Annotated in this window: 22 protein-coding genes; all 22 read right to left on the reverse strand. The window is 40.6% G+C overall.

Annotation, left to right across the window (positions count from 1 at the left end; all coding sequences use genetic code 11):
* Positions 1–36: 36 nt before the first annotated feature.
* Positions 37–981, reverse strand: coding sequence for a DNA ligase (locus ABY044_RS10600; RefSeq protein ID WP_373020543.1), 945 nt, complete (start codon positions 979–981; stop codon positions 37–39).
* Between the two features lie 40 nt (positions 982–1,021).
* Positions 1,022–1,288 carry a ComEA family DNA-binding protein gene (locus ABY044_RS10605; protein ID WP_373020545.1) on the reverse strand — a complete coding sequence of 89 codons (267 nt, stop codon included), beginning with the start codon at positions 1,286–1,288 and terminating at the stop codon, positions 1,022–1,024.
* A gap of 110 nt (positions 1,289–1,398) precedes the next feature.
* A complete protein-coding gene (locus tag ABY044_RS10610; protein ID WP_373020547.1) occupies positions 1,399–2,427 on the reverse strand; it encodes a Wzz/FepE/Etk N-terminal domain-containing protein in 1,029 nt (342 codons plus the stop codon).
* The gene (locus tag ABY044_RS10615) at positions 2,427–4,853 is read right to left on the reverse strand and encodes an SLBB domain-containing protein (RefSeq protein ID WP_373020549.1); all 2,427 of its coding nucleotides are present in this window, start codon (positions 4,851–4,853) and stop codon (positions 2,427–2,429) included. Before ABY044_RS10615 ends, ABY044_RS10610 begins: the two co-directional genes overlap by 1 nt.
* 381 nt (positions 4,854–5,234) lie before the next feature.
* Positions 5,235–7,115, reverse strand: coding sequence for a polysaccharide biosynthesis protein (locus ABY044_RS10620; protein ID WP_373020551.1), 1,881 nt, complete (start codon positions 7,113–7,115; stop codon positions 5,235–5,237).
* A 22-nt stretch (positions 7,116–7,137) separates the two neighbouring features.
* Positions 7,138–7,710 (reverse strand): NeuD/PglB/VioB family sugar acetyltransferase, encoded by a 573-nt coding sequence (locus ABY044_RS10625; RefSeq protein WP_373020553.1) that lies wholly within the window; start codon positions 7,708–7,710, stop codon positions 7,138–7,140.
* Entirely contained in the window at positions 7,707–8,696 is a 990-nt protein-coding gene (locus ABY044_RS10630; protein WP_373020555.1) for a glycosyltransferase family 4 protein, read from the reverse strand. The genes ABY044_RS10625 and ABY044_RS10630 overlap by 4 nt, the downstream gene beginning before the upstream one ends.
* Complete coding sequence (locus ABY044_RS10635) at positions 8,686–9,672, reverse strand: UDP-glucose 4-epimerase family protein (RefSeq protein ID WP_373020557.1); 987 nt, start codon at positions 9,670–9,672, stop codon at positions 8,686–8,688. The genes ABY044_RS10630 and ABY044_RS10635 overlap by 11 nt, the downstream gene beginning before the upstream one ends.
* Positions 9,669–10,913, reverse strand: coding sequence for a glycosyltransferase family 4 protein (locus tag ABY044_RS10640; RefSeq protein WP_373020558.1), 1,245 nt, complete (start codon positions 10,911–10,913; stop codon positions 9,669–9,671). Before ABY044_RS10640 ends, ABY044_RS10635 begins: the two co-directional genes overlap by 4 nt.
* A 3-nt stretch (positions 10,914–10,916) precedes the next feature.
* Positions 10,917–12,047, reverse strand: coding sequence for a non-hydrolyzing UDP-N-acetylglucosamine 2-epimerase (gene wecB, locus ABY044_RS10645; RefSeq protein ID WP_373020559.1), 1,131 nt, complete (start codon positions 12,045–12,047; stop codon positions 10,917–10,919).
* An 8-nt stretch (positions 12,048–12,055) separates the two neighbouring features.
* Positions 12,056–13,162 (reverse strand): capsular polysaccharide biosynthesis protein CapF, encoded by a 1,107-nt coding sequence (locus tag ABY044_RS10650; protein ID WP_373020560.1) that lies wholly within the window; start codon positions 13,160–13,162, stop codon positions 12,056–12,058.
* A 1-nt stretch (position 13,163) separates the two neighbouring features.
* Positions 13,164–14,198, reverse strand: a complete 1,035-nt coding sequence (locus ABY044_RS10655; RefSeq protein WP_373020561.1) for a polysaccharide biosynthesis protein — start codon at positions 14,196–14,198, stop codon at positions 13,164–13,166.
* Entirely contained in the window at positions 14,191–15,387 is a 1,197-nt protein-coding gene (locus tag ABY044_RS10660) for a hypothetical protein (protein WP_373020562.1), read from the reverse strand. Before ABY044_RS10660 ends, ABY044_RS10655 begins: the two co-directional genes overlap by 8 nt.
* A gap of 3 nt (positions 15,388–15,390) precedes the next feature.
* Entirely contained in the window at positions 15,391–16,533 is a 1,143-nt protein-coding gene (locus ABY044_RS10665; protein ID WP_373020563.1) for a hypothetical protein, read from the reverse strand.
* A gap of 159 nt (positions 16,534–16,692) precedes the next feature.
* Positions 16,693–17,286 (reverse strand): DapH/DapD/GlmU-related protein, encoded by a 594-nt coding sequence (locus tag ABY044_RS10670; protein WP_373020564.1) that lies wholly within the window; start codon positions 17,284–17,286, stop codon positions 16,693–16,695.
* Positions 17,283–18,539 carry a lipopolysaccharide biosynthesis protein gene (locus tag ABY044_RS10675; RefSeq protein WP_373020566.1) on the reverse strand — a complete coding sequence of 419 codons (1,257 nt, stop codon included), beginning with the start codon at positions 18,537–18,539 and terminating at the stop codon, positions 17,283–17,285. Before ABY044_RS10675 ends, ABY044_RS10670 begins: the two co-directional genes overlap by 4 nt.
* On the reverse strand, positions 18,536–19,675 hold the full coding sequence (locus tag ABY044_RS10680) for an FAD-dependent oxidoreductase (RefSeq protein ID WP_373020568.1): 1,140 nt from the start codon (positions 19,673–19,675) through the stop codon (positions 18,536–18,538). Before ABY044_RS10680 ends, ABY044_RS10675 begins: the two co-directional genes overlap by 4 nt.
* The gene (locus tag ABY044_RS10685) at positions 19,672–20,769 is read right to left on the reverse strand and encodes a DegT/DnrJ/EryC1/StrS family aminotransferase (protein WP_373020570.1); all 1,098 of its coding nucleotides are present in this window, start codon (positions 20,767–20,769) and stop codon (positions 19,672–19,674) included. The genes ABY044_RS10680 and ABY044_RS10685 overlap by 4 nt, the downstream gene beginning before the upstream one ends.
* Positions 20,762–21,241, reverse strand: coding sequence for an acyltransferase (locus ABY044_RS10690; RefSeq protein WP_373020572.1), 480 nt, complete (start codon positions 21,239–21,241; stop codon positions 20,762–20,764). Before ABY044_RS10690 ends, ABY044_RS10685 begins: the two co-directional genes overlap by 8 nt.
* Entirely contained in the window at positions 21,241–22,299 is a 1,059-nt protein-coding gene (locus tag ABY044_RS10695) for a Gfo/Idh/MocA family protein (protein WP_373020574.1), read from the reverse strand. Before ABY044_RS10695 ends, ABY044_RS10690 begins: the two co-directional genes overlap by 1 nt.
* A gap of 16 nt (positions 22,300–22,315) precedes the next feature.
* Complete coding sequence (locus ABY044_RS10700; RefSeq protein WP_373020576.1) at positions 22,316–23,488, reverse strand: nucleotide sugar dehydrogenase; 1,173 nt, start codon at positions 23,486–23,488, stop codon at positions 22,316–22,318.
* Between the two features lie 25 nt (positions 23,489–23,513).
* Positions 23,514–24,921: glutamine--fructose-6-phosphate transaminase (isomerizing) (gene glmS, locus ABY044_RS10705; protein WP_373020578.1), on the reverse strand; the 1,408-nt coding region annotated here is incomplete at its 5' end.

The following is a 24,921-nucleotide window of genomic DNA, read 5'->3' on the forward strand; positions in this document are numbered from 1 at the left end:
CCGGCCATAGAGCCGGTTTTTTTATATTTCAATTTCTCACTCTTTCCAATCCGCCCTTACTCTCCAGAATACCGCAAACCTCGGCAATCCCCTCTGGGTTAAACCACTGAACCGGAACGTCACTACTGAACCGATTGCAGGTGGTTTAGCACGCTGTATATCGTTTAAACCACTGCCAAGCTTGATCGTACGATTCTTGGCACTAATCAATTTATCAAATTGCCCCGGCATTAATTCACAAACTAAAGCCCCAACCTTTCCCCGATACTTACCTTTACCTTTTGTATAGCCTCTGACAATACATTCCGCATCCTCTTTCAACTTCATTTTTAATGCCGTATCGGAGCGACCCTGCTGATATCGTACCTCAGGATTCCTTAAGACAAGTCCTTCTCCACCCAAAGCCACCACTTGCCGTAAATAACTTTTAATCTCCTCGTTCGAACTAACCGGGGCTTGTTGAATGATACGGATATAGGGCGCAGGAAAACGCTTTAAATAATCTCTCAATACATCCAAGCGATCAATCAAGCCGCCTAATTGCTCCGGCACCTCGAAAACGTGATAAGTGATTTGCCGCCACCCATCATGCGGAGCTTGCCGCCTTACGATTGATACGGTCTCTTCAAACGCGCCTCTATCCAACCAAAGCTCACCATCCAATGCAAAAGGGGGAAAGCTTTCGACAAACCACTTAGGAACCGCGAAAAGATTTCCCTGACGACTCATCAGATGCTCTCCATTCCAATACGCTCTGACGCCATCAAGCTTCTCACTCATTAACCACCCCTGGACATCCAAGCTGGCATCGTAATTTTTTAAAAGCAATAAATTTGGTCGATTAAATTCATTTAATGTTTTTTGCATCGACTGTTCGGCGGAACAAACAAAGCTGGATACGCACAGTAACCACATACAAAAAAGGCCCGATATAATTACCGGGCCTTTGTTTTTACTTAAGACATTTTCTCGAAAAATCATGTTATAGAAACCTGTCTAAAAAAAACGGAATCAATACACATCATTTCTTTTTGGCAACAAAACGTAAATCCGCTTTGATCTTTTCGAGTGTTTTCTCTCCAATCCCTTTTACATTTAGTAAATCTTCTGGGCGAGAACAGGTTTTCTTCTTACAGTAAGCTGAAATCGCAGCTGCTTTAGAAGGCCCTATCCCCTTCAGTGCCTCGGAAATTTCTTCTACCGATGCCGTGTTTACATTGACCGGACTCGCCAATACGGTGGAAGAAAATAATAATCCAACCATCAATAACAGTGTTTTAACATTCATCGCGTCCTCTCCTTTTAATCATATGAAGATACGCAATTTAACGCATCGATATTCATATTAACCAAAAGAGGACAAATATGCAAAAGCAGGATTAAAAAAGAAAGTATGCCTTACTCGATAGATGGCTTTCCAGATATGGCATTACCTGCTTTCCAATTACGAATAAGCACAATAAAAATAGCGAGCATCAAACCAAGCAGAAAAGAAACCGCAACCATCAAGCCTCGTTTCGGTTTCGACTTTTCTTCTGGAACGACGGCAGGATCGATTACCTTAAATACATACTCTGTATTGGTCTTCGCCAAGGTAATGTTTTTAACATGCTCTTCAATCAAACCAAATAGGATCTCACGCAACTCCAACAAGTTTGTTTGTTTGATTTGTTCTTTCAAGTACTTAATGGTTTTTTCCGAATTCGCAATCATTTCATTACGAAGGCGTTTATTTAAATCGTCAACCATCTGATTAGCCCAATCTCTAGCTTGAACAGGGTTATACCACTGAATAGACAAGGTGATCACACCAGATTTCTTATCATCAGACACTCGCATTATTTCATTACTGAATAGCTTATAGGCCTGCCACAAACTCGGTTCACCCAAGGCCAACTTTTCTTGTCCTTCATAATTCGAAACGGCTCCTTGACGCAAACCAATGACCCCCTTTAACCGCTGAAGAACATCCGGGGAATCTTCTCTCCAAGAGGCCGATTCACTATCCCATCGAACAGAAAACAATTCGGGCTTTAACTTATGTCGTAGAATGAAATCGTTAATAAACTTTCTGGATTTCAAAACACTGATGGCCTGCTGGGTACGGTCTCCTCCGCTCTCGGGCAAGTCAATCCCGGCCATACTTGCTAACCCGCCGTATTTTGATGCCAAACTCGCCATTCCTCCCGACGAATTTGAATTAACCGGCACCATCACAACTTGTGCTTGATATTGATTCGGTATTTGGAAAGAAACAATGGCAGTAACCAATGCTAATCCAAAACTAATAAAAGCAATAAACCACTTATGTTGACTCAAAACCGAAAACAATTCTCTCAAATCGATTTCATCATCGTTCATATCCCTAGGGTCATTTTGCCAATATTCTTCTTGCTTATTCGACCGAGTATTTTTTGACATGCCCATTAATCAAACACTCCAATCGCTTTCAGGGTTGCTCCCGTTACGGCAAAGTTCGCCAAAATTTTTGAAACCCCCGTCCAGGTAATCAAAGGATTCATGCGCTCAACATCCATCGGCACCACAATCGTATCGCCAGGCAGAATCTCTAAATCATCATCGCTTGAAAACCAACCCAGCTTAAGATGTTCAATTGCCCCGTCGCCGTGCACCACATAAATGGAATCGCTATCAGCACGTTTACTCAAACCACCACTCATTGCAATATAATCAGTAGCACGCTTGCCTGCTTCATGAACGACCGAGATCGTACGGGAAACCTCTCCCATAATCACAACTTCATTGGATCGTTTAGGAATGTAGAGAACATCTCCGTCTCGCATTTCAACATTCATAGTCGATTTGAAACGCTCGTTATTTTTCGGATCAAAGCCTACTACCAAACGACCGATGGCAGGCGTTTCTTTAATTTTCTCAATTAAAGCCTCTCCCATAGCCAACATAGCAGGACCGGCAGTCTTATTCTCCATAACACCGGCATCCCTTCTTGCAGCAAGCAACAGGTTCTTTTCCAATTCCATCGCCAGCTGTTTCAACTCTCTTGCTTCTTGCTCTTTCAGCTGCTCTCGGGTAAAAATCGTATTATTAGGCGCAGCCCATTCCGTAAAACCACCGGCACGTTCTAAAACGGATCCCAATGTTTCTCCCGGCGCAATCGTATAAGTACCAGGGTAACGAACCTCCCCTTTAAGCGTAATTTGTTGTGCCGCATCGTTCCAATCGGAAACCTGCTTAATACTTAACTGGTCATATGGTTTTAAATAAAAATTGTTTTTGGCCTCTCCCTTCATCGCTAACCCAAGGTTAAAATGAATTCGTTCTATTTCCCTTTTCTCACCCTTTACGACTTCATAACGAACCAAATCAGTTCCATTCAACATCGCTTGCGCTTTTAAACCGCCTGCCGCACGAACGAGGTCAGCAACTCGATCCTCACTGCTTAAAGGGTAAATTCCCGGGAAACGCACCATTCCTGTCACAGAGGCAAACTTGGCAATATTCTGTTTAGTGGCCTGCAAGTTCAGCTTTGCTAAAACGTCATCGATGACTTCTTTTCTTTTATCCGCATCGTCGCGATTGAGAATAAAAATCTGATCTTGAGGCATCAAAGCCACATCATCTTCCTGGCCTTTATGAATAGCACTCCAGTTAGCCGTAATGACCTCATAAGCCTCTCCAACTTGCTTTTGACGCAGAATCACCTGATAAGCTAAGTCGGCTGAACGTTCAAAATCACGATAACCTTCCAACAAACGCCCGATTGTCAGTCCCTCTTCCCATTGATATACGCCGGGATGGGTCACCTCGCCACTTAATTCAACGATACGATTCAGGTTGTCCGATACCTTTTTAACTAAAATTTCATCACCGTTTCTTAAAGCCGTATTCAAACCGGACTTATTAGAGATATCGACATTCTTAACCCCTAAATTTCCTTGGTTATCAACACGGGTAATGTTAACCACCTCCAAAAATGCGGTCGGCTTAACCCCTCCGGCCAGTCTTAACAATTGTTTTACGGTTTTCTCGTCTTTCAATTCATAAATTGCAGGACGGCCAACCTCACCATCAAGCGATACCAATTTCCCTGCCGATGGTATAAATACTGTATCTCCTGGCTGGAGGCGAACATCATCTTTAGTATCCCCATGAACTAACAGGTCATACAAATCCAAAGATGCAATCAAACGCCCCTTACGCTTCAACTGCACATTTCGGTAAGAGCCTAAATCCGATATTCCGCCACTGACATACAAAGCATGCGTCATCGTTGCCATGCCGCTCACCAAATAAGAACCCGGCGTTCTTGACTCTCCCATCACAAAAATTCTAAATGAGCGCAAATCTCCCATGGAAATACTGGCATTCACCCCCATTCCAAGATCTTCAATGCGTTTAGACAAAACCGACTTGGCTTCGGAAAAACTCAAGCCTGCCAAATTAACAGGGCCAATTTCCGGAAAATTTACTCTTCCATTACGATCGATCACCAATTCGTACATTTGGTTCTTTGCGCCGTAAAGTTGGACTTTTAATTGATCTCCGGGACCTAAAATATAGTCCGTCGGCACAGGAATATCATTGACGGGTGAAAAGGTAGTAGGTTGTCCCGCAAATAATTCGGAGCCGAATCGTTTTAATTTAGGACGAGTTTGAATTTCATTAGTCGCAAAATCCACTTCGGGGAACAATTCCAACTCGAGAGGTTTAACCGTATCTTGTAGCGGTTCAATTTTAGTTTGCTGTTGCATCTGTCCACTAAATTGACGACTGTCGAATCCTTGAGAATCCAACAACCTTTGCTGCTGCTCTTTAGATAAAGATTTAAAAAGATCAATTTGATCTTCGCTAGGAGTCGCTGCCAATGCCATTGAGCTAACTGCACTCCACAAAAGCAACAAACTTAACCTACTTATAGACCTAACATTTTTTCTAGAAAAACCAAACACTCGCCTTAACTCTCCAAAACAAACTATCGAACACATTTAAACAAGGAATATAAGCACATTTTTCATAAAAAGCCTACTTTTACCAGGCTTTTTTGGTAAATAACACAATGATATACAGATTAATTGCAGAACAGCGTCCGGTCTATAAGTGAAACTACCAATTTATGAAGTCTTATACTACGCGTTTCAAAGACCGGCAGTATAGACCAAAAAGAAGAAGGGATATTTTAAGAAAAAATGACATCTTATTAATGTCGATGCCCGGCAGAACCTCGGTTAGCCCAACATTAATTTAATTTTGTATTATTTTAAATAATCAACGACGCCAGAAGTATGACTGAACCCAGAAACGATACGACCCAACTGTTCTATAACGGCTTCATAATCATACCGTTCCAATGACGCTTCCAACTGAGCATACTCATCCATTAACTCTGGGTAAGTTAAGAATTCTTCATGTGCTTTCATAATCCTCGGATGATCGGTACCGTCAACATTATTCCCGATCAACAACTCTTCGTAGAGTTTCTCTCCCGGCCGTAAACCGGAATATTGAATTTCAATATCACCATGGCCAGCCTCATCCATAACCTCAAGCCCGGAAAGTTTAATTATTTTTTTGGCCAAATCCGCAATCTTGACCGGCTCCCCCATATCAAGCACGAAAACATCCCCACCAACACCCATTGAACCCGCCTGAACAACCAGTGAAGCAGCCTCGGGAATCGTCATAAAATAACGGGTGATCTCTTTATGTGTCACCGTTACCGGACCACCTTCAGCAATTTGCTTTCTAAACAGCGGAATCACTGATCCCGAGGAACCTAAAACATTACCAAAACGAACCATAACAAACCTGGTGTTGGGATATTCTAACTGCAATGCCTGCAAGGCCATTTCCGCCAAACGTTTACTCGCCCCCATTACATTAGTCGGTCGAACTGCTTTGTCGGTTGATATCAAAACAAAATTTTTAACTCCGCTCTCGGCTGCGGTTTTCGCTGCGATATGAGTACCGAAAGCATTATTAACAATCCCTTCTTGAATATTGTGCTCAACGATGGGAACGTGCTTATAGGCAGCGGCATGGTAAATAGTGCTGATTTCATATAAATCAATTACCCGACGGAGTTTTGACTCGTTAAGGACGTTCCCAACAATTGAAATTAGCTTTGTATCGCCTAATTCTTTGGATTTAGAAAGCTCGCTTTCAATGTTATAAAGTGCAAACTCATTGAGCTCATACAGTACCAACACTTTCGGACGCTGGTTTAAGACTTTTCTACATAGCTGAGAACCAATCGAACCTCCCGCTCCCGTAATTAAAACCCCTTGACCGGTGATGCAATGGGCAAGTAAGTCAGACTGAGGTGGCACTTGATCGCGCCCCAGTAAGTCTTCAATATTGACTTCTCTAATATCGGAGAAAGAGACTTTTCCCGCTACGATCTCGTCCATTGACGGTAACGTTGAGACTTTAACCGAATAAGGCTCAAGCCAATCCAAAATATTTTTTCTTCGAGATGCTTGAAGCGAAGGGATCGCCAAGAAAACTTCACTAACACCAAAATCCTTAATTAAATTATCCAGTGACTCTCGCGGATACACCCTTACCGATGTAATGTCATGACCTTGCAGGTTAACGTCATCGTCAATAAAACCGGTCACTTTAATTGAAGGAACTTTACTAATCGCACTTAATAGCTGTTTACCCGAAGTTCCAGCCCCAAAAATGACGACTTGCTTGCGATTTAACGACCTACCCGAAGCTACACCTTCAGACAACATCCAACGGGCCAATATACGCGTCGCAGAAATATAAAATAGAGCCAACAACCAAGTAATTATAATGGCCGACCTTGGGTATTTTAAATCAAACATAAAAATAGCAGCTGCCCAGACAACACAGACCAAAGTAACCGACGATATAACCGTTACTGCAAACTTATGTCCGATATAACGGATTACAGCGCGGTACAATCCTTGAGTAATAAAAACAGGTAACGCTAACAAAGGAAGTAATAGTATTGCGGGTACGTAATCGGCTACAGGAAAAACAGATTCACCAAAACGTAACCAAATCGCCAAAACGGCGGCAAAACTTAAACCGATGACATCAATAAGTATTGAAATCAAACGTTTTTGAACACGGGACAAAGAAAGTAGGGATCTGGCAAGTTTCATTAAAATAAATACTCAATTACAACTAAATAGAAAGAACCGTTCCCGGCGAATAAGTATGATACGGTTCAACACAAACGCCATAACCAGCACAGCACGCTGCTTGAAGCCATGCGGCGCGACCAATCTTAACACCACCGGCCAAAGACACTCCAACACCTAGATGTGAAAACTCTTGCAATTCACAATGGTGATCGACAGAGGCATTTACATTCACAACCACACCATCACCGATTAACGCTTCTGTTCCAATAATGGCTCCAGCCATGACTGCGATCCCCTGCCCCATTTGCGCCGAGGGCGAAACAAATGCCGCCGGATGAATTACATTAACCAACTGCCCGCCAAAACTTAAGATGGCACCAGTCACCTTCTCACGCAATGCATTATTGCCGATCGCAACAAAAAAAGTATCCACCAGCCCTAAAAATTCAGCTGCATTTTCAATCTTGCCTAACACCGGAAATGAAAAAGATTCGGAAAGCTCTGGAAATGCATCATCCAGAAAACCCACAACTTGATATTCTCGGGACAATTGCGCCGCTTCAGCGATCGCTTTGCCATGTCCACCCGCTCCGATTATCAATAACTTTTTCATTCAGCTTTTCCCGCATTATATTTCCATGCGAGCCAAATCAACGGAACGTACGAGACTAAAAGTCCCACAACACCATCTAACCAATCAATGGCCACCAAATATGCGACCGGAGACAGCCATAAAAGATTAATGGCCAATACAGCTAAAGTGACCGGCTTATGCCCTCCATGATGGCGAGAAGCAAACTGATAAGCGTGTGAACGATGCGCTTCGTACAATTTATCCCCTCGAATCAAACGTCGAATTAACGTAAAAGTGGCATCTACAACGAAGACACCCAATAAAATCAGCCACACCCACAGCATCTCAGAAACTATAGAAGCGGAGTACAACATCATGCCACCAAGCATTAAGCCTAAAAATCCACTCCCCGCATCTCCCATGAATATCTTTGCAGGAGGCCAGTTCCATGCTAAAAAACCTAAAACGGCAACGGATAAATAAAAATTTAACCACGCCTGTTCATTTTGAGCAAAAACAAACCATAAAATTAATCCTGCAACCAACGATGACGTCGCGGCCTCGACTCCTGCGATTCCGTCAATACCGTCCATAAAGTTATATAAATTCAAAATCCATGCGACCCCCAATACGGCAATTACATCGCCTATTAGCCCCCAATCTTGTTCAAACCCGAACAAATTAAAGACTGGCAACCCGCCCACAGCATATACCACCATAGCGGAACCGGATAAGTGCACCATTAGGCGAATTCCCGATTTAACATGCCCGTGGTCATCCAACCATCCAACTAAAGCCACTAAACTGCCAGCAATAAACAGCAGCCACAAACCGGAAAAAGCTAAAACGGCTAAAAATACCAACACAATTGCCACACCACCACCACGAGGTGTCGGCACGGAGTGAGAACTACGCGCATTAGGGATATCCATTACATTTTGCTTTAATGCATAAAGTCGCAACGCATACGTTAACCCCAAGGATGAAACTAAAGCTACCAATAAATAATAAAGATCAAACATCATTTTTTTCCAAATCGACCTTAACCATTTTAATTAACTGTTCATCCATCGATATCACCGGAGTCCATCCAAGCAAGTCACGCGCCTTACAACTGTCTATTTGCAACGAACCAAATAAACGCTTAGCAACGTTCCTCTTACCTACCAAGTTTGTGGCAAACACCATCATTCCGGTTGGCACGGGAATTAACCAAATTTTATCATTCAAAGCCTTGGCCACTTTTCGCAATAACTGCGTGGTCGAAACATCTTCGCCATCCGAGATCAAAAATACCTGATTCGATGCTTTTGGAGACTTTTGTCTATCTGAACACAGCGCAAGAAAATCTACCAGGTTTTCCAATGCAACCAAAGACCGACTATTGTTCACCGCCCCTAACGGCAATGGAATACCTTTATGTACCCAACGAATCATAGAAGCAAAATTAGCTCTTACACCTGGGCCATACACTAAAGGAGGACGAATAATCACAACTTCCATACCGGTATCTTCTGCCAGCTTCAATAACCCCATCTCAGCTTCATATTTAGACAAACCATAAGGATCAGTAGGTATATATTTATCCTCCGGTGTAAACACCTGACCTTCTTGTGTCATTTCGCCATTTACTTTAATAGAACTCAAAAAGACAAAACGCTTAACACCTGCTTCTGCTGCTAGGCGTGCCAATGACAAAGTAACATCACGATTCACTTTTCTAAACTCTGACAAAGGATCATCAGAAACATCTTGCATCATATGTACGCGAGCAGCAGCATGGACAACGACGTCTACGTTATTTAATTTCTCTCTTAAATCGACTAAACTCGATTTGCTTTCCAATAAGATTGATAAGTCACCGATTTCAATCTGTTCCACCTCTTCAGGTAACGATCCTGAAGACATACGAACCAAAGCTTTAACCGGAATACTCCGTGAAAACAACTCGGACACTAATGCTTGTCCTACAAATCCTGTAGCCCCTGTTACTAAAATCACAGTCCCTTTTCCTTTGACTGACCACTAAGCTCTATGAACCAATCTTCCAACTGAGTAATTAACTTATCGCGATCAAACTCATTATCTGCATAACGCTTTGCATTTTCGCCCAAGGCTCTTAATTCGCCACGGTCAAGACTAATCATCTTCTCAACATTACAGGCTAACTGCTCAAAATCTCCCGAATTCGCTATATAACCACACTTAGCCTCATCGATTACTCGAGAACCTTCACCTGAAAGCATTGTTAATATGGGTTTACCGGCCATCATATAAGATTGCACTTTCCCTGGAATAGTCATTTTAAATGCAGGGCTATCCTTCAAGGTCACCAACAAAGCATCGGCACAAGCATAAAAACTTGGCATCGACTCAAGTGGATGGCGCCCTAAAAGCGTCACATATTCCTCAAGCCCTCGACTCAAAACTTCAGACTGAACCCAGTCAAAAGCCCGACCATCACCCACAATAAAAAATATGGCATTGATCTTTTTTGATTTTATGATTTCGGCGGCATTCAGAATTGATGGAAAGTCCTGCGCTTCTCCAACATTTCCGGCAAACAGAATTTTGAAAGCACTTTTATGCCGCACAATTTCCTCTATAGGTGAAATCCCCTTCTCGGAAAAGACCGTCTCAGACCAACTAGGAAAATATTTAATCTTGTTCGTATCATCACAATAACGTGAAATACCAGTATAGAATGCTTTGGATTGACCCAAGACCAAATCACAGCGGTTATAGATAAAACGCACTAAACGTCCCACCCAACCAAGAATTTTAGGAGATTTTACAACACCGATTGCCTCTAGTGTCTCAGGCCACAAATCGAGCACCCAAAAAACCACAGGTGCTTTTTTAATTTTTTTTATAAAAATTGCGGGAAGGCAAACTGTAACGGGTGACGGCTCATAAACAAAAATGACATCAAACTGTTTTCGTCTCAACCTCCATGCTCCCCACAATGATGCAGAAAACACATACGACAAGTAATTGGATACAAGCTGAAGTGAACTACCTTTGCCCCTTGCAATCATTGGCACCCGTATAATTTCACACCCCTTGTAGTGCATGAAATTCGGTTTATTTTCACGATATTCAATGAAAACCTCACCGTCAGGATAATTGGGCTTACCTGTCAATACGGTTACTTCGTGACCACGATCGGCCAATTCAGCGCACAAGTCATTAATGCGAAAATTTTCAGGCCAAAAATATTGGCTTACGATCAAAATGCGCATCAATTAATACTTCTTCCAAACCACTCGATTAACATAATCGATATAACTATGAATAATGCGCACCATCTTGTCTGAGACATTCGGCATCGAATAATCATAAACTTGTCTGATCAAACGCTCGTCGTCCCTTGGCTGATCCTCAATCACGGCTAAGCTCTGCAAAATACGATCTTTTTGCAAACCCGTCATTATCACAGCAGCTTCCTCCATCCCTTCCGGACGCTCATGTGCTTCGCGCAAATTTAAGGCAGGGAAATTCAAAATAGAAGATTCTTCATTTATTGTACCGCTATCAGACAAAACGGCTTTTGCACAGAGTTGAAGTTTGTTGTAGTCCTTAAAACCAAGAGGCTTTAACAATTGGACTAAAGGATTAAACGTAACCCCCATTGCATCGACACGTTTTTGAGTACGAGGGTGAGTAGAAACGATTACCGGCAATTGATACGTTTCTGCAATCGAATTTAATGATTCAACCAAGTTTAAAAAGTTCTTATCCGAATCAACATTCTCTTCACGATGAGCACTAACGACAAAAAACTCGTGTTTATTCAAGTTCAGGCGTTCCAATACATCAGAAGATTCAATTCCCTCACGATATGTATTCAGCACCTCAAACATCGGACTGCCCGTTTTAATCACCATATCCGCCGGCAGTCCTTCGCGCAGCAGATAGTCTCGCGCAATCGAACTATAGGTTAGATTAATATCCGCCATATGATCGACCAATCTGCGATTAATTTCTTCCGGAACTCGCTGATCAAAACAACGATTACCCGCTTCCATATGGAACGTCGGGATCTTTCTGCGCTTAGCCGGCAAAACCGCCATACAGCTGTTTGTATCCCCTAAAACCATTAAAGCTTCCGGTTGTACTTCTGCAAGCACCTTATCAACAGAAATAATCACATTTCCGATCGTTTCGGCTCCTGATGCTCCAGCAGCACCTAAAAAATAATCAGGTTTACGAATACCAAGATCATTAAAGAAAATTTCATTTAACTCATAATCATAGTTTTGTCCCGTATGAACAAGAATATGTTCGCAGAATTCATCTAGCTTTTTCATTACACAAGACAAACGTATAATTTCCGGACGGGTACCAACCACCGTCACAACTTTTAATTTCTTCATTTCAATCCTTAAAGCGGTTTTGCATAAGTATCTGGATTTTCTCTATCAAAAATCTCGTTAGCCCACAGCATAACAATCATTTCATCGTCGCCGATATTCGTAATATCGTGAGTCCAGCCCGGGACGGTTTCCACAACCACCGGATCGTCACCATTCGTTTCCAGCTCATAATATTCATCGGTTAGGACATCGCGGAATTTAAACAGCGCTTTCCCTTTTAAAACTAAAAACTTTTCAGTTTTTGAATGGTGGTAATGCCCGCCTCGGGTAATACCAGGATGAGCTGTAAAAAATGAAAACTGACCGCTGTCTTTGGTTTTAAGCATTTCTACAAAAACGCCTCGCTCATCTCCGTGCTTGATTAAAGGATATGAAAATTGTTCAGGCTTCAAATAACTTAAATAGGTTGAATGTAATGCTCGATCCAACCCCGTGCCAACAGGTTCGGTTACCAAGTTTTCACGACTGGACTTATAGGCTTGGATTTTATCCGCTAAATCCCCAACCGTGATTTCATAGACTGGCGATACTTCGCAAAACGTAGTCTCTTCAATTGCGCCATCCACAATCGAAATAAAGCGCTTCACAACGTCATCCACATATACCAATCTAACCAAGTGACTCGGATCATTAATCTGTATGGGAAGATCATTTGCTATATTGTTACAAAAAGTAGCGACCACTGAATTATAGTTGGGCTTACTCCACTTACCAAAAACGTTAGGCAGCCTGAATATATAAGCCGAAGCACCACTTTTTTCAGCATAACTTTTGATAGCCTGCTCCGCTTCCAATTTACTTTTACCGTAAGGATTATCCAATGCCGCCTGAATGGATGATGTATATAAAACAGGAACATCTTTACCCGTCTTTTCAAGCATGCGACATAGTTCACGGGTTAAATCTGCATTTCCTTCCGTAAACTCAGATTCTGTCTTTGGTCGGTTGACGCCTGCAAGATGAAATACAAAATCGACATCTACAAGCTTCGATTCCAAACTCTCAACATCGTCTTCACGAGAAAATAAGACAACCTTCAAATCTTGCCTTTCTGACAAATGAACACGCAAATTTTTTGCCAAGAAACCGTTTGCGCCAGTGATTAATATTTTCATATCATTCCTCTGCCGCAGCATGTTCTCCACGCACAATCTTTTGCATAAATTCCAATTTCAGAAGCAACTCTTTCATGCCTGCCACATCTAGGCGCTTTGTATTATGAGAGTTATAGTCTTCAAGGTGAGAAATTTTTTCATCCCCCTCTTCTACAAACTTAGCATAATTTAAATCGCGTAAATCAGGCGGTACACGATAATAATCACCCATGTCCTCAGAACAAGCCATCTCTTCTCGACTTAATAATGCTTCATATAACTTTTCACCATGTCGAGTACCAATAACATTGATTGGATGCTCTGGAAGTGACATCATTTCTCTCAACGCTACAGCCAAAGTCTCAACCGTGGCGGCTGGCGCTTTCTGAACAAAAATATCGCCATTATTACCATGCTCAAAGGCATACAAAACCAAGTCCACTGCGTCCGCCAATGTCATCATAAAACGCGTCATATTCGGGTCAGTAATGGTTAAAGCTTGGCCCGCTCGCATTTGCTCTATAAATAATGGAATAACCGAACCACGAGAGGCCATCACATTACCGTAACGAGTTCCGCAAATGACTGTTTGCGCATCATCTACATTACGGGATTTAGCGACCATGACTTTTTCCATCATCGCTTTTGATATACCCATTGCATTAATAGGATAAACGGCTTTGTCGGTACTTAAACAGACCACTCGCTTCACTTTATTCTGAATCGCAACTTCCAGTACATTTTCAGTTCCTAATACGTTTGTCTTAACCGCTTCCATAGGATGAAATTCACAAGAGGGAACTTGTTTTAATGCCGCCGCATGAAATATAAAATCCACACCACGAGTCGCATTCAAAACACTTTGAAAGTCTCGCACGTCGCCAATATAGAATTTCAATTTAGAATTGGCATACCTCTTACGCATATCGTCCTGTTTCTTTTCATCTCGAGAAAAAATACGAATTTCTCTTAAATCAGAATTCAAAAAGCGCTTTAACACCGCGTTACCAAACGATCCTGTACCGCCGGTAATCATTAATACTTTATTGTTAAACATTACTTGCTCCAAAATAGACCTTATCAACAAATTGAGAAAGTGTTGCCTCCAAGTCAGTCTCCCAAACAAAATTTTCCTTAGAATTTAATACAAGGTCTTTGTAAGCCCCATAACTCCCTGAAACCAACTCGTAGGATTGTTTAAAACCCTCAAAGTCATTAAAGGTTTTACCAATTTTATACTCACTATCGAAAGCAGAAGGGTTTACTTTTTGATGTAGTAAAACAGGTATGCCTAGATTCACATATGAATACACTTTGTTAGGCGATGATATTTCATTGATTCCAACTCTATATTTATCATCCCAACCAAAGAATAAGCCAATGATTTTTTTTGATTGACAAACTTCAACCATATCTAAATCTTGCTTAAACTCACCCATATAAACAAAATAAGGCTTAGCGGATAATAATTTAAAAACTTCTTCTGAAACAACCTTACCAAAAACATAAAGTTTAAAGTCATGAATTTTAGCAAGTTCATCTAAATACAATAAAGTTTCAGGAAGATCACGTCCATTTACAATGTTACCAATCCATAAAAAGTCAGAGGAACCATCGGGATAATCCCCTATCTCCATGCCTGATTTAAGTTTTTCACGTGTGTTGGGTATAGAGATATAATCTAACCCCCTACAATTTCCTAACCAATCCAACAAACTTACAACCTGTGCTTTAGAAATACCCACTGCACCGTTAATCATGCAGCCTTTATTACGACGAAAATAAAAGGCAAAAATAGAAAGCAATAGAGATCCTATCAACTTATTGACTACGCTTCGTTTAATGAACTTACCAAGTTGATAGTGTACCTCCCAGTGAACAAAATCATGGTAATCTAAAGAAATCTTAGGACCATCACCGTATAATTTTCTTAACCGGTTTGCTAATAGCAAACCAAGAAGTCCTGAATCATGGATATAAACATTATCAACAGATAAATTATTGTCCCTAATAACATGAATAAAGGGGGTCAATTGTGGAAGTGCCCTAAACTTTGGCGTTGTATTATCAACATACAAAACACTAACATTATTAGGAAAGGCAAACGTACCTTTAAGACTTGACCGTGATTCATAAATCAAGACAATCCGATCAAACTTTTTTGAAAATACATCAATAGTGCGATTCACTCTTCGATCTATTTCATTGTGCCCAGGTGCTAGCACTATTAAACTTTTACCTTTCATAAACTACTCTTTAGCCACTATTTTTCTCTTATAGAGGCGATGAAATAAAAATAGAAACAACATAAATAAATAGGCATTTGGAGAAAAAAGCAAACCCTTGAAATTTAACCAGAGACCTGCAGAAAACCAAATTAAGGAAATAAACTTGTTATCAAACGCCCTAAATGAAAGCAGGAAAAGAAAAATAAAGACCAAGCTAGTAAAAAATAATCCACCGTAATTTACTAAAATAACCCAACCTGAATCGACACTTATTTTATGGCCGGATTGGAATAAATAGTTACCAGTACCAAACAGAACTTCAAACCAACCTGTATTCAAAAATATAAAATGATTTTCTAATAGATAGCCAATTGTCCGCGTACCGCCTGAATTCAATTCAGCCTGTAATCTCGTGGGGAGATAATCACTATAGAAAAAAACTAGAACTGATACTGTAAGTATAAATGTCGCAATACCAAAAAAAACTTTCACAACATTATTTTTTGTGCCTCTTGTGAGCATTCCCATTAATAAAGCAACAGCAACATTATTTGAATTAAAAATCTGCGTTACCAATGTTGCAAGACTTAACAATCTAACACCTAACAACGTAAATGCAGTTAAAACCATTACAAATGGAGATGTGTAATTAATTTCAACAGCATAGCCAAAACCGCGTGTATAGTAATTCCATTCATGAATAATATTCACACTATTAGACATCGCCATTAGAGCATATATAAAATCCTTACCACCCGGCACAAAAAAGGTATACAACCAAAACACTAACTGTCCGGCGAAAGCCCAATAAACTATTTTTGATAACTTCACACCTTCATTTTTAACAAAAAACCATACAACAAAAAGAGCTGGCAATGCTGACATAACAACAATCATTGAAGCTCTTAACGTAAAAGCATTAGTCAAATTATTAATTAATGCACCGGTTGAAATATCGATAGCAAGTGCAAATATTGTTATCGTAAAAAAAACTACTAAAAGATTTAAACCTAGCGCATTAAGAAAAAATCTCCTGATATTTTTTTGCAGTAGAAAGAAAGATGCAAAAAAACCTAGAAACAGAGATAAGTAAATCCCAGTATAAAAAACTGGAATTCTAAAAAATACAATAAAAAATATTGAAATAAAAACAATGGTTTTCATATTTAAAATTAAGTCATAACCCTTAGTTATTTTACGTTGTTTGTTTTCTCAGCAAATGTTTCCTTTGTTTCAAGGGAAACATTTTCACAGAAAGAATATTTCGCAAGCTATTGCAGAAAATATGCAATCAGTAAAACCCACCCTGAAGAGCTTATGTTTTCATTGCGTTTCATCTGTTGCATGCAATAACTTCTTGATAACTGCTGGGGAACCTGCAATTAGCACACATCCTTCGGTATAAGATTTAGTCACCACGCTACCAGCAGCAACAACAGTATTAGGTCCCAACTCAACACCTGGCAATATGACACAATTCATACCAATCCAACAACCCTCCCTAATTACAACATCTTCACCCTCCAGATGAGTTTGTGGTTTCATAGGGTCATGATTTGCTGTTATAACTCCAGTGTTAGGACCAATATAAACATCTTTCTCAACAATGATCTTTCCTGCAAAGTTTTGATAATAACAGCCCGGCGACATTAGATTATTAATTGAGTCTAAATGTATCGTTAAATTTTTTGTTGAGGCAATAGTGCACGTAGGATGAACTGGGTATGATTTAAATCTATTAAACCCCAGAATACGTTGGAACCAAAATGACTTTAAAAGCCAGATAAACCCAATATATTCAGTTTTAAAATACTTCGATTTGAATATTTCTGACTTATAACCTAAAGCTATCGCAAGCATCATTATAAAAAGCTTACTAAAACTGGAAAAAATTATTTTTTTTATTACCCTTTTCATTTTATGCCCTTAGAAAAAGAATTTGTCTTATAAAGAACCCACAAATAAATCAATGAATAACTTGTAGAAATAAGCATTAAAGCCATGTTCACATCTTTAGTTAAAAAGAAAGTCATAAGAATTCCAGATAGTAAAACCACTTGCATCAAAAGATCTTCTTTTTGTTTTTCAGCAATGACAAATAAAACACTTAATGGGCTGGCTATAAACTGCAAAAAAAACATCGGTACAAGTATCTGAGCATATACACCAGCAACTCTCCATTCTTCACCAAATACAAATCCAAAAAGCTGGGGAGCCATAAACAATAAAACTAATGACGGTAAAATTGAAATAGCGGTTAATTTTCTTACTGTGCTCAAAAATTCAACTCTACATTCACCACGTTCTGCATAGGCTTTACTTGCTTGTTGTCGAAATACATCACCTACAGCACCCCCAACAATGGTTATAGGTGCACCGATGACTCGCTGGACAAGCAGAAAAAAACCAGCAACAGATGAGGAAAAAAGGATATTAAACAATATATTCGGCAGCTGTCTTGAAGAAGCATTCATCGTGTGCGCTACAACTAAATACTTAGGGAAATTAATGTAACGTTTAGCCAGTGCTATTAATTTTAGTTTATGAGGCTTATGAATAACTCGAGTATCTTTAATAAATTTCTGTCCCATATATAACGTTGCAGCTACCTGCCCCGCAACCTGCCCTATTATTAGACCTAGGGCTGAAAGTTTAGTCAAAAAACCAATTCCAATTTGGCTAACCACCATTGTTGAACTTAAAACGACCCGGCTATTGGCCATATTACGGTAGGCTTTTTCGCGATTAAACCAATAGTACAGCGATTGATAAACTCCCATAAAAAAAATGCTTAAGGGTATCCAGTAGAGCCAGTTTGCAATATTTGTATTATTTAGTAGGACAGCTATTTGCCTCTCAAACAGCCAAATGAACAAAAGTGTTAACAAACTCACTAGCGTTGAAATCACACAAGACAAAGTTACAATCTGATAGGCATCATCTCTTCTTTTTGGCAACACTATAGCTAGCTCATAGCGTGCTGTAGCCAAAACAGACAATATAGAAACTACTGCAAAATAGAAGGCAAATAGACCGAAATCTTCAGGCGTAAATATTCTTGTTAAGATCGGCGCGGAAGCTATTGGCAATGCCTGCGCAATGGTTGTGCCAGTCATTAAGGTCAAGACATTACGGCTGAATTCAGATTTTGGCTTTAGGCGTTTGATCATTTACCAGTGTCCACTTCAACTTCTTGGCCTAAATGTTTTATTTCAGATGCGGATAAACATGAATTTTCACTGATTATTTTTGCAACTTTTTTTCCTAATTGCCGCGAAGTTGTCCATTTTCCGCCAAATACGCTGATAACTTTTTGATTTTGTTGGATGGAGTATTCGCGGGTGGCTTTGTTGGCATTGTCAGCACTTTTGATTAGTGGGCGCATGCCAGCAAAACTTTTTACGATATTCTGTTTACAAATCTTTTTTTTGAAATAGTAGTTATAGGCATTGATCAAGTAGTCTATTTCTAGTTCACCGGGTTTTACTTCTTCGTTTAGGCTTTGTCGATGTTCGGTTGTACCAATCAGGGTTTTTCCTTGATAGGGTAAAACAAAGAATATACGAGATTCATTTGGAATCTCGAGGAAATAGCCGTTTTGTACGGGGTAATCAATTACAATATGGCTACCGCGGACTAGATCTAGTGTGTAGTTGGACTTGATATTGCTCTGTTTTAGCAGCTGTTCCGCCCAAGGGCCGGAAACATTGATGATTTGATCGAAAGTTTGGGTCGTGCCATTGGAAAGAGTTAGCCTGCCTTGTGGGTCAAGCATGGTGACTTCAGCATGTTCGTGTATCACCAGACTTGGTTGTTTTTTGGCCTCTTCAAGTGCCCATAGGCCGAGTTGGTAATCGTCCATTTGTGCATCGAAATAACTGAAACCTTTAATAAGATTTTCGTTTTTAAGTTCTGGGCACGCCTGTTGCATTTCCTCCTGGCTTAGACTTTGATACTGACCGATATTTTGTTTGCCCGCCAGGGTGCTGTATAGCCATAAGCCGATTTTGTAAATCCATGCCGGGCGACGGCTGGTTTTGTAGATGGGGATATAAAATTTTAGCGGTTGTGCAAGTTGTGGCGCTTGACTTATCCACCATAGGCGTTCTTTCAGGGCTTCTCTAACCAAACGAAACTCGTAATTTTCTAGATAACGCAAACCACCATGCAGCAACTTGGAGGAAGCGGATGAGGTTTGTTTCATCACCTCGCCTTTTTCATATAGCGTGACGCTATGACCTTGCTTGAGCAATTCCCAAGTGGTCATAATGCCGTTAATACCTCCGCCGATTACTGCTATGTTCATGCAAAATATTCTTTTATTGCAGTTACGACTTTCGCTAGGTCTTGTTCTTTTAGGTGTTCGCCAATAGGCAAGCTGAGCAGTGTGGTGTCGGATTGGTTTGCGAACAAGTCTTCGGCACCTTGACCGGTGTAGTCATATGCTTTTAACTTAGGCAAAGAAATTGGGTAATGAACACCGGTTTGAATCTCTTTATCAGAGAGAAATTTAGCTAGGTCATCCCGTTTGTCTGTGCGAATCACGAATAGATGATACACCTGTTTTGCCCATTCTTGTCTAACAGGCAAAACAATTTGTTGCACGTCTTTTAGGTTGGCCAAGTAATAATCCGCTACCGCTATGCGTTTATCGGTCCAGTCAGACAAGTATTTGAGTTTGACCGAAAGGATTGCGGCTTGTAAACCATCTAAACGTGAGTTGCGCCCCTCAAACTCATGATCATATTTAGCAATACGTCCGTGATTGGCAATCATGCGACACTTTTTTGCTAAGTCGGCGTTATTGGTAGTAATTGCACCACCATCACCATAAGCACCGAGATTTTTTCCTGGGTAGAAACTAAAGGTAGCAATATCGCCAATTGAGCCAACTTTTTTACCTTTGTATTCAGCACCGTGCGATTGTGCGCAGTCTTCAAGGATATACAGGTCGTGTTGTTTAGCAAGATCTTGCAATGCATCCATATCGCATGGGTGACCATATAGGTGTACAGCAATAATCGCTTTGGTTTTGTGAGTAATTCGTTTCTTGGTATCATCAATTGAGATCACATAGGATTGTGCATCGCAGTCAGCAAACACCACCTTATGCCCTTGACGGGTTACTGCCTCTGAACTGGCAATAAAAGAATTAGCGGGTACGATAATTTCAGAACCTTTCGGCAGATTTAAGGCTTCGATAGCAATTTCAATGGCATCGGTTCCGTTAGCGACGCCGATACAGTGTGCCACATTGGTATAGTCGGCAAATTCTTGCTCAAACTTACTGACATATTCACCACCGATAAAGGCGGCTTTTGCAATCACACCATGAATAGCTGCATCAATTTCTTGCTTGATGGTTTGGTATTGTGCCGCTAAATCTAAAAACTTAACCATTTGATTCCAAATCCTTTATTTTTCTGGCCGGATTGCCGGCATATATACCCGATTGTTTAATATTTTTTGTGACCACTGCACCGGCCCCAATAACCACATGATCACAAATTTCAACTGGCAAGATTGTCGCATTGCTCCCGATTGAAACATGGTTACCAATTTTTGTACTTTTCCATAGGCTTGTATCACCCCTTGCAGGCCCTCCTTTAGAAAAGACGTCATTAATAAACATGACACCATGTCCGATAAAGCAGTCATCACCTATAGTGACTAATTCACAAATAAATGTATGAGATTGAATTCGTGTACGCTTACCTATCTGAACCTCCTTTTGTATTTCGACAAAAGGTCCTACAAAACAATCTTCTTCAACTTTACAGCCGTAAAGATTTACCGGCTGAATTACTGTTACGTTTTCTCCAAAGACCACATCGTTTTTTATGGAAATTGTTTTTATAATAGGCTGCTTCATTATTTTTGACCAAGTCGGCAATGCTTCGGCTTGAATCTTAAAAAAACTTCTTTTTTTGTTTCAATCGACTCATAAATGGCATTAATTAACTCTAAACTTTTACGCCCCACCAAACCATCTACTAAATGTTTTTTATTGTTGATAATTGAATCAACAACATGCTCATAATACGCTTGATGTCCGAAACCATATACATTTGGCGGGTTTACGGAGTAATTCTCCATCACCTCATCATCACCTACTATGGCACTTGAAAAGTTCCAAATTTTCATCTGATTAACGGCAAAACCACCAATCTCTACAGTTCCATTCTCGCCTAATATTGACAGAGAACCCTCTAAATCTTTTGGCCTGACTGCTGTTGTGGCTTCAATAATACCTAAAGCACCATTTCTGAATCTAACATTAACAATTGCAGTATCTTCTGCTTCAATATTTGCCAGCGCAGTCGTACTCATAGCATGCACACTCTCTACATCCCCCATCATCCATTCCAATAAATCAACATGATGACTTGCTTGGTTTGTTAATACACCACCATCCAACGCCCACGTCCCCCTCCATGAATCCTGATCATAATAGGCCTGAGGACGACACCAACGAACACGCACAGTGCCCAAAACAAGCTTACCAAACCGGCCAGCTTCAAGAGCTTCTCTAGCTTTAACTACAGGGATATTGAAACGATTTTGCTTTACAACAAATAACTTAATGCCTGCCTCATCACAAGCTTGAATCATGGCATCAGCATCATCCAGACTCAGTGCCATAGGCTTTTCAACCACAATATGCTTCTTATATTTAGCAACTTCTAATACATGCCCTGCGTGATAACCACTTTCTGTCAGAACTGAAACCACATCGATATCAATTTTATTTAGCATCTCATGCATATTGGTAAAATAAGGAACTCCAAATTGTTCGCCAATTTTTTTCGCCTTTTCTTCAACTACATCACACACTGCGACAAGTTCAGCATTTTCAATTTGTTTATTTCCAAGCAATTCTGAATGGCGCTTAGCAATACGACCACATCCCAATAAAGCAAACTTCAACATTTCATATTCCTTCAATTTAATCTTTTCCAAATAAATCGCGTGTGTAAACTTTTTCTTTTACATCCTGTATTTCATCCATTAAACGGTTAGCCACAATAACATCGCTTATTTTCTTAAATTCATTTAGGTCTGAAAGGACTTTTGAATGAAAAAACTCTCTCTCTTCAAGTACAGGCTCGTAAATAACTACATCAATACCTTTAGCCTTAATACGCTTCATAACTCCTTGAATCGCACTGGCACGGAAATTATCGGATCCTTGCTTCATGATTAAACGATATATTCCCACAACTTTTGGGTTACGGTTGATGATTTGATCAGCCACAAAGTCCTTACGAGTAGTATTGGACTGGACGATGGCTTGAATAATATTTTGTGGAACATCATTGTAATTGGCTAACAACTGCTTGGTATCTTTGGGCAAACAATACCCCCCATAACCAAAACTTGGGTTATTGTAATGATTGCCGATACGCGGATCGAGCCCTACTCCTTCGATTACTTGCTTTGAACTTAAACCATGCGTCTCACAATACGTATCCAATTCATTAAAATAGGATACCCTCATTGCTAAATAGGTATTTGAAAACAGCTTAACGGCTTCTGCCTCTGTCGAATCGGTAAATAGTACCGAAATCTCTTCAGCAGGCTTAGCAGCACCTTCCACCAATAAATTGGCAAACAACTTAGCACTATCAGATTTTTCACCAACAACAATCCGAGAGGGGTATAAATTATCGTATAGAGCCTTACCTTCTCTCAAAAACTCCGGTGAAAACACAATATTATCGCATTCATATTTCGCTTTAACTTGCTTGGTATAGCCCACGGGGATAGTTGATTTAATAACCATGAGCGCATTTGGGTTTATGGCTAACACATCAGAAATAACTGCTTCAACCGATTTGGTATTGAACGTATTAGTTTCGGTATCGTAATCAGTCGGCGTAGCAATGATGACAAAATCTGCACCTTGATAAGCTTGCCTTTTATCCAAAGTCGCTATTAAATTCAACGGCCTGTTATTCAGAAAATCTGTAATTTCATCATCCACAATGGGCGACTGCTTATTGTTCAACAAATCCACCTTTTCTGAAACAATATCCAGTGCAACAACTTCGTGGTTTTGAGCCAATAAGACAGCTAAAGAAAGGCCTACATAACCCGTTCCGGCAACAGCAATTTTCATACTTTATCTCTTTACTATCTCTTAATTATTCTACTGTGACAGATTTAGCCAAATTTCTAGGCTGATCCACATCCGTTCCTTTAATCAAAGCGACGTGATAACTGAGCAGCTGTAACGGGATATTAAAGGTAATCGGTGCGGTAATTCTCCCGACATTGGTCGTGGCTTTAATAACCCTAAAGCCCTGCTCTGAACTCACACCCGACATTTCATCCTCAAACACGATCATCTGGCCACCACGAGCTTTGACTTCTTGTAAATTGGATTTCAACTTTTCCAACAAGTCGTCATGCGGAGCAATCGTCACGACAGGAATATGTTCATCAATCAATGCCAGCGGCCCATGCTTGAGTTCACCTGCAGGATAGGCTTCAGCATGAATATAACTGATTTCTTTAAGTTTTAACGCACCTTCCATTGCGATTGGATACATTGTGCCACGCCCTAAAAACAATGCGCTTTCCCTGTCAGCAAAAGTCTGTGCGATATCAATAATTTTATCTTCATTTTCCAAGGTCTTCTGAATCAAACCGGGCAGTTTTTGCAAGCCATGAACAATCTTTTGTTCTTGCTCTTCCGACATAACTTCCAACGATTTACCAATCGCGGTCAACAATAAGGAGAGCGCAACCAATTGGGTAGTGAAAGCCTTGGTTGAGGCAACGCCGATTTCCGGACCTGCGTGGGTAAGAAAGGTAAGATCCGACTCACGAGTCAGACTTGATTCAGGGACATTACAGATGGTCAAGGTAGGAATATTTTTAGCTTGTTTAAGAATTTTAATCTGCTGCAAAGCCGCCAAGGTATCGGCCGTTTCCCCAGACTGGCTGATCGTGACAAACAAGGTATTACCCTGAACAACCGGATTACGGTAGCGGTATTCACTCGCAACTTCTACCTGACACGGCAGCCCGATAATATCTTCAAACCAGTATTTGGCCACAAGTCCTGAATGATAACTGGTACCACAAGCGATGATCTGTACTTGCTGAATGGATTTAAACAACGCTTCAGCCTCATGCCCGAATGCGGAAACCAGAACATGATCTTGCGTGATTCGCCCTTCCAAAGTATCAATAACAGCCTGTGGCTGCTCGAAAATTTCTTTATGCATATAGTGGCGGTGCTCACCAAGTTCGACCGCATGAGCCGTCAGGTTGGAAGTTTTAACCGGACGTTCGACCAATTCGCCATTGGCGCTGTATATCTCCACCTGGGCACGAGTAATCTTGGCGACATCGCCCTCTTCCAAAAAGATGAAATTTTGGGTTACAGGTAACAGTGCCGAAACATCAGATGCGATGAAGTGTTCACCAATTCCGACACCGATAACGAGCGGGCTGCCTTTTCTTGCTGCGATTAAAGTATCGACATCATCAACTGACACCACACCCAATGCGTATGCACCTTCAAAACTCTTCAACGCTGAGGTC

Origin of the sequence: Thiomicrorhabdus sp., assembly GCF_041583835.1 — a bacterium.
GTDB lineage: Bacteria > Pseudomonadota > Gammaproteobacteria > Thiomicrospirales > Thiomicrospiraceae > Thiomicrorhabdus.

What these genes read in the sequence shown, in the direction of transcription:
- ABY044_RS10660 (WP_373020562.1), bottom strand. Translation starts at nt 15,387, where the DNA reads ATGAAAGGTAAAAGTTTAATAGTGCTAGCACCTGGGCACAATGAAATA.
- ABY044_RS10625 (WP_373020553.1), bottom strand. Translation starts at nt 7,710, where the DNA reads ATGAAAAAGTTATTGATAATCGGAGCGGGTGGACATGGCAAAGCGATC.
- wecB (WP_373020559.1), bottom strand. Translation starts at nt 12,047, where the DNA reads ATGAAGAAATTAAAAGTTGTGACGGTGGTTGGTACCCGTCCGGAAATT.
- ABY044_RS10690 (WP_373020572.1), bottom strand. Translation starts at nt 21,241, where the DNA reads ATGAAGCAGCCTATTATAAAAACAATTTCCATAAAAAACGATGTGGTC.
- ABY044_RS10620 (WP_373020551.1), bottom strand. Translation starts at nt 7,115, where the DNA reads ATGAAACTTGCCAGATCCCTACTTTCTTTGTCCCGTGTTCAAAAACGT.
- ABY044_RS10650 (WP_373020560.1), bottom strand. Translation starts at nt 13,162, where the DNA reads ATGAAAATATTAATCACTGGCGCAAACGGTTTCTTGGCAAAAAATTTG.
- ABY044_RS10600 (WP_373020543.1), bottom strand. Translation starts at nt 981, where the DNA reads ATGATTTTTCGAGAAAATGTCTTAAGTAAAAACAAAGGCCCGGTAATT.
- ABY044_RS10670 (WP_373020564.1), bottom strand. Translation starts at nt 17,286, where the DNA reads ATGAAAAGGGTAATAAAAAAAATAATTTTTTCCAGTTTTAGTAAGCTT.
- ABY044_RS10695 (WP_373020574.1), bottom strand. Translation starts at nt 22,299, where the DNA reads ATGTTGAAGTTTGCTTTATTGGGATGTGGTCGTATTGCTAAGCGCCAT.
- ABY044_RS10630 (WP_373020555.1), bottom strand. Translation starts at nt 8,696, where the DNA reads ATGATGTTTGATCTTTATTATTTATTGGTAGCTTTAGTTTCATCCTTG.
- ABY044_RS10655 (WP_373020561.1), bottom strand. Translation starts at nt 14,198, where the DNA reads ATGTTTAACAATAAAGTATTAATGATTACCGGCGGTACAGGATCGTTT.
- ABY044_RS10675 (WP_373020566.1), bottom strand. Translation starts at nt 18,539, where the DNA reads ATGATCAAACGCCTAAAGCCAAAATCTGAATTCAGCCGTAATGTCTTG.
- ABY044_RS10615 (WP_373020549.1), bottom strand. Translation starts at nt 4,853, where the DNA reads ATGGCATTGGCAGCGACTCCTAGCGAAGATCAAATTGATCTTTTTAAA.
- ABY044_RS10605 (WP_373020545.1), bottom strand. Translation starts at nt 1,288, where the DNA reads ATGAATGTTAAAACACTGTTATTGATGGTTGGATTATTATTTTCTTCC.
- ABY044_RS10680 (WP_373020568.1), bottom strand. Translation starts at nt 19,675, where the DNA reads ATGAACATAGCAGTAATCGGCGGAGGTATTAACGGCATTATGACCACT.
- ABY044_RS10640 (WP_373020558.1), bottom strand. Translation starts at nt 10,913, where the DNA reads ATGCGCATTTTGATCGTAAGCCAATATTTTTGGCCTGAAAATTTTCGC.
- ABY044_RS10685 (WP_373020570.1), bottom strand. Translation starts at nt 20,769, where the DNA reads ATGGTTAAGTTTTTAGATTTAGCGGCACAATACCAAACCATCAAGCAA.
- ABY044_RS10610 (WP_373020547.1), bottom strand. Translation starts at nt 2,427, where the DNA reads ATGGGCATGTCAAAAAATACTCGGTCGAATAAGCAAGAAGAATATTGG.
- ABY044_RS10665 (WP_373020563.1), bottom strand. Translation starts at nt 16,533, where the DNA reads ATGAAAACCATTGTTTTTATTTCAATATTTTTTATTGTATTTTTTAGA.
- ABY044_RS10700 (WP_373020576.1), bottom strand. Translation starts at nt 23,488, where the DNA reads ATGAAAATTGCTGTTGCCGGAACGGGTTATGTAGGCCTTTCTTTAGCT.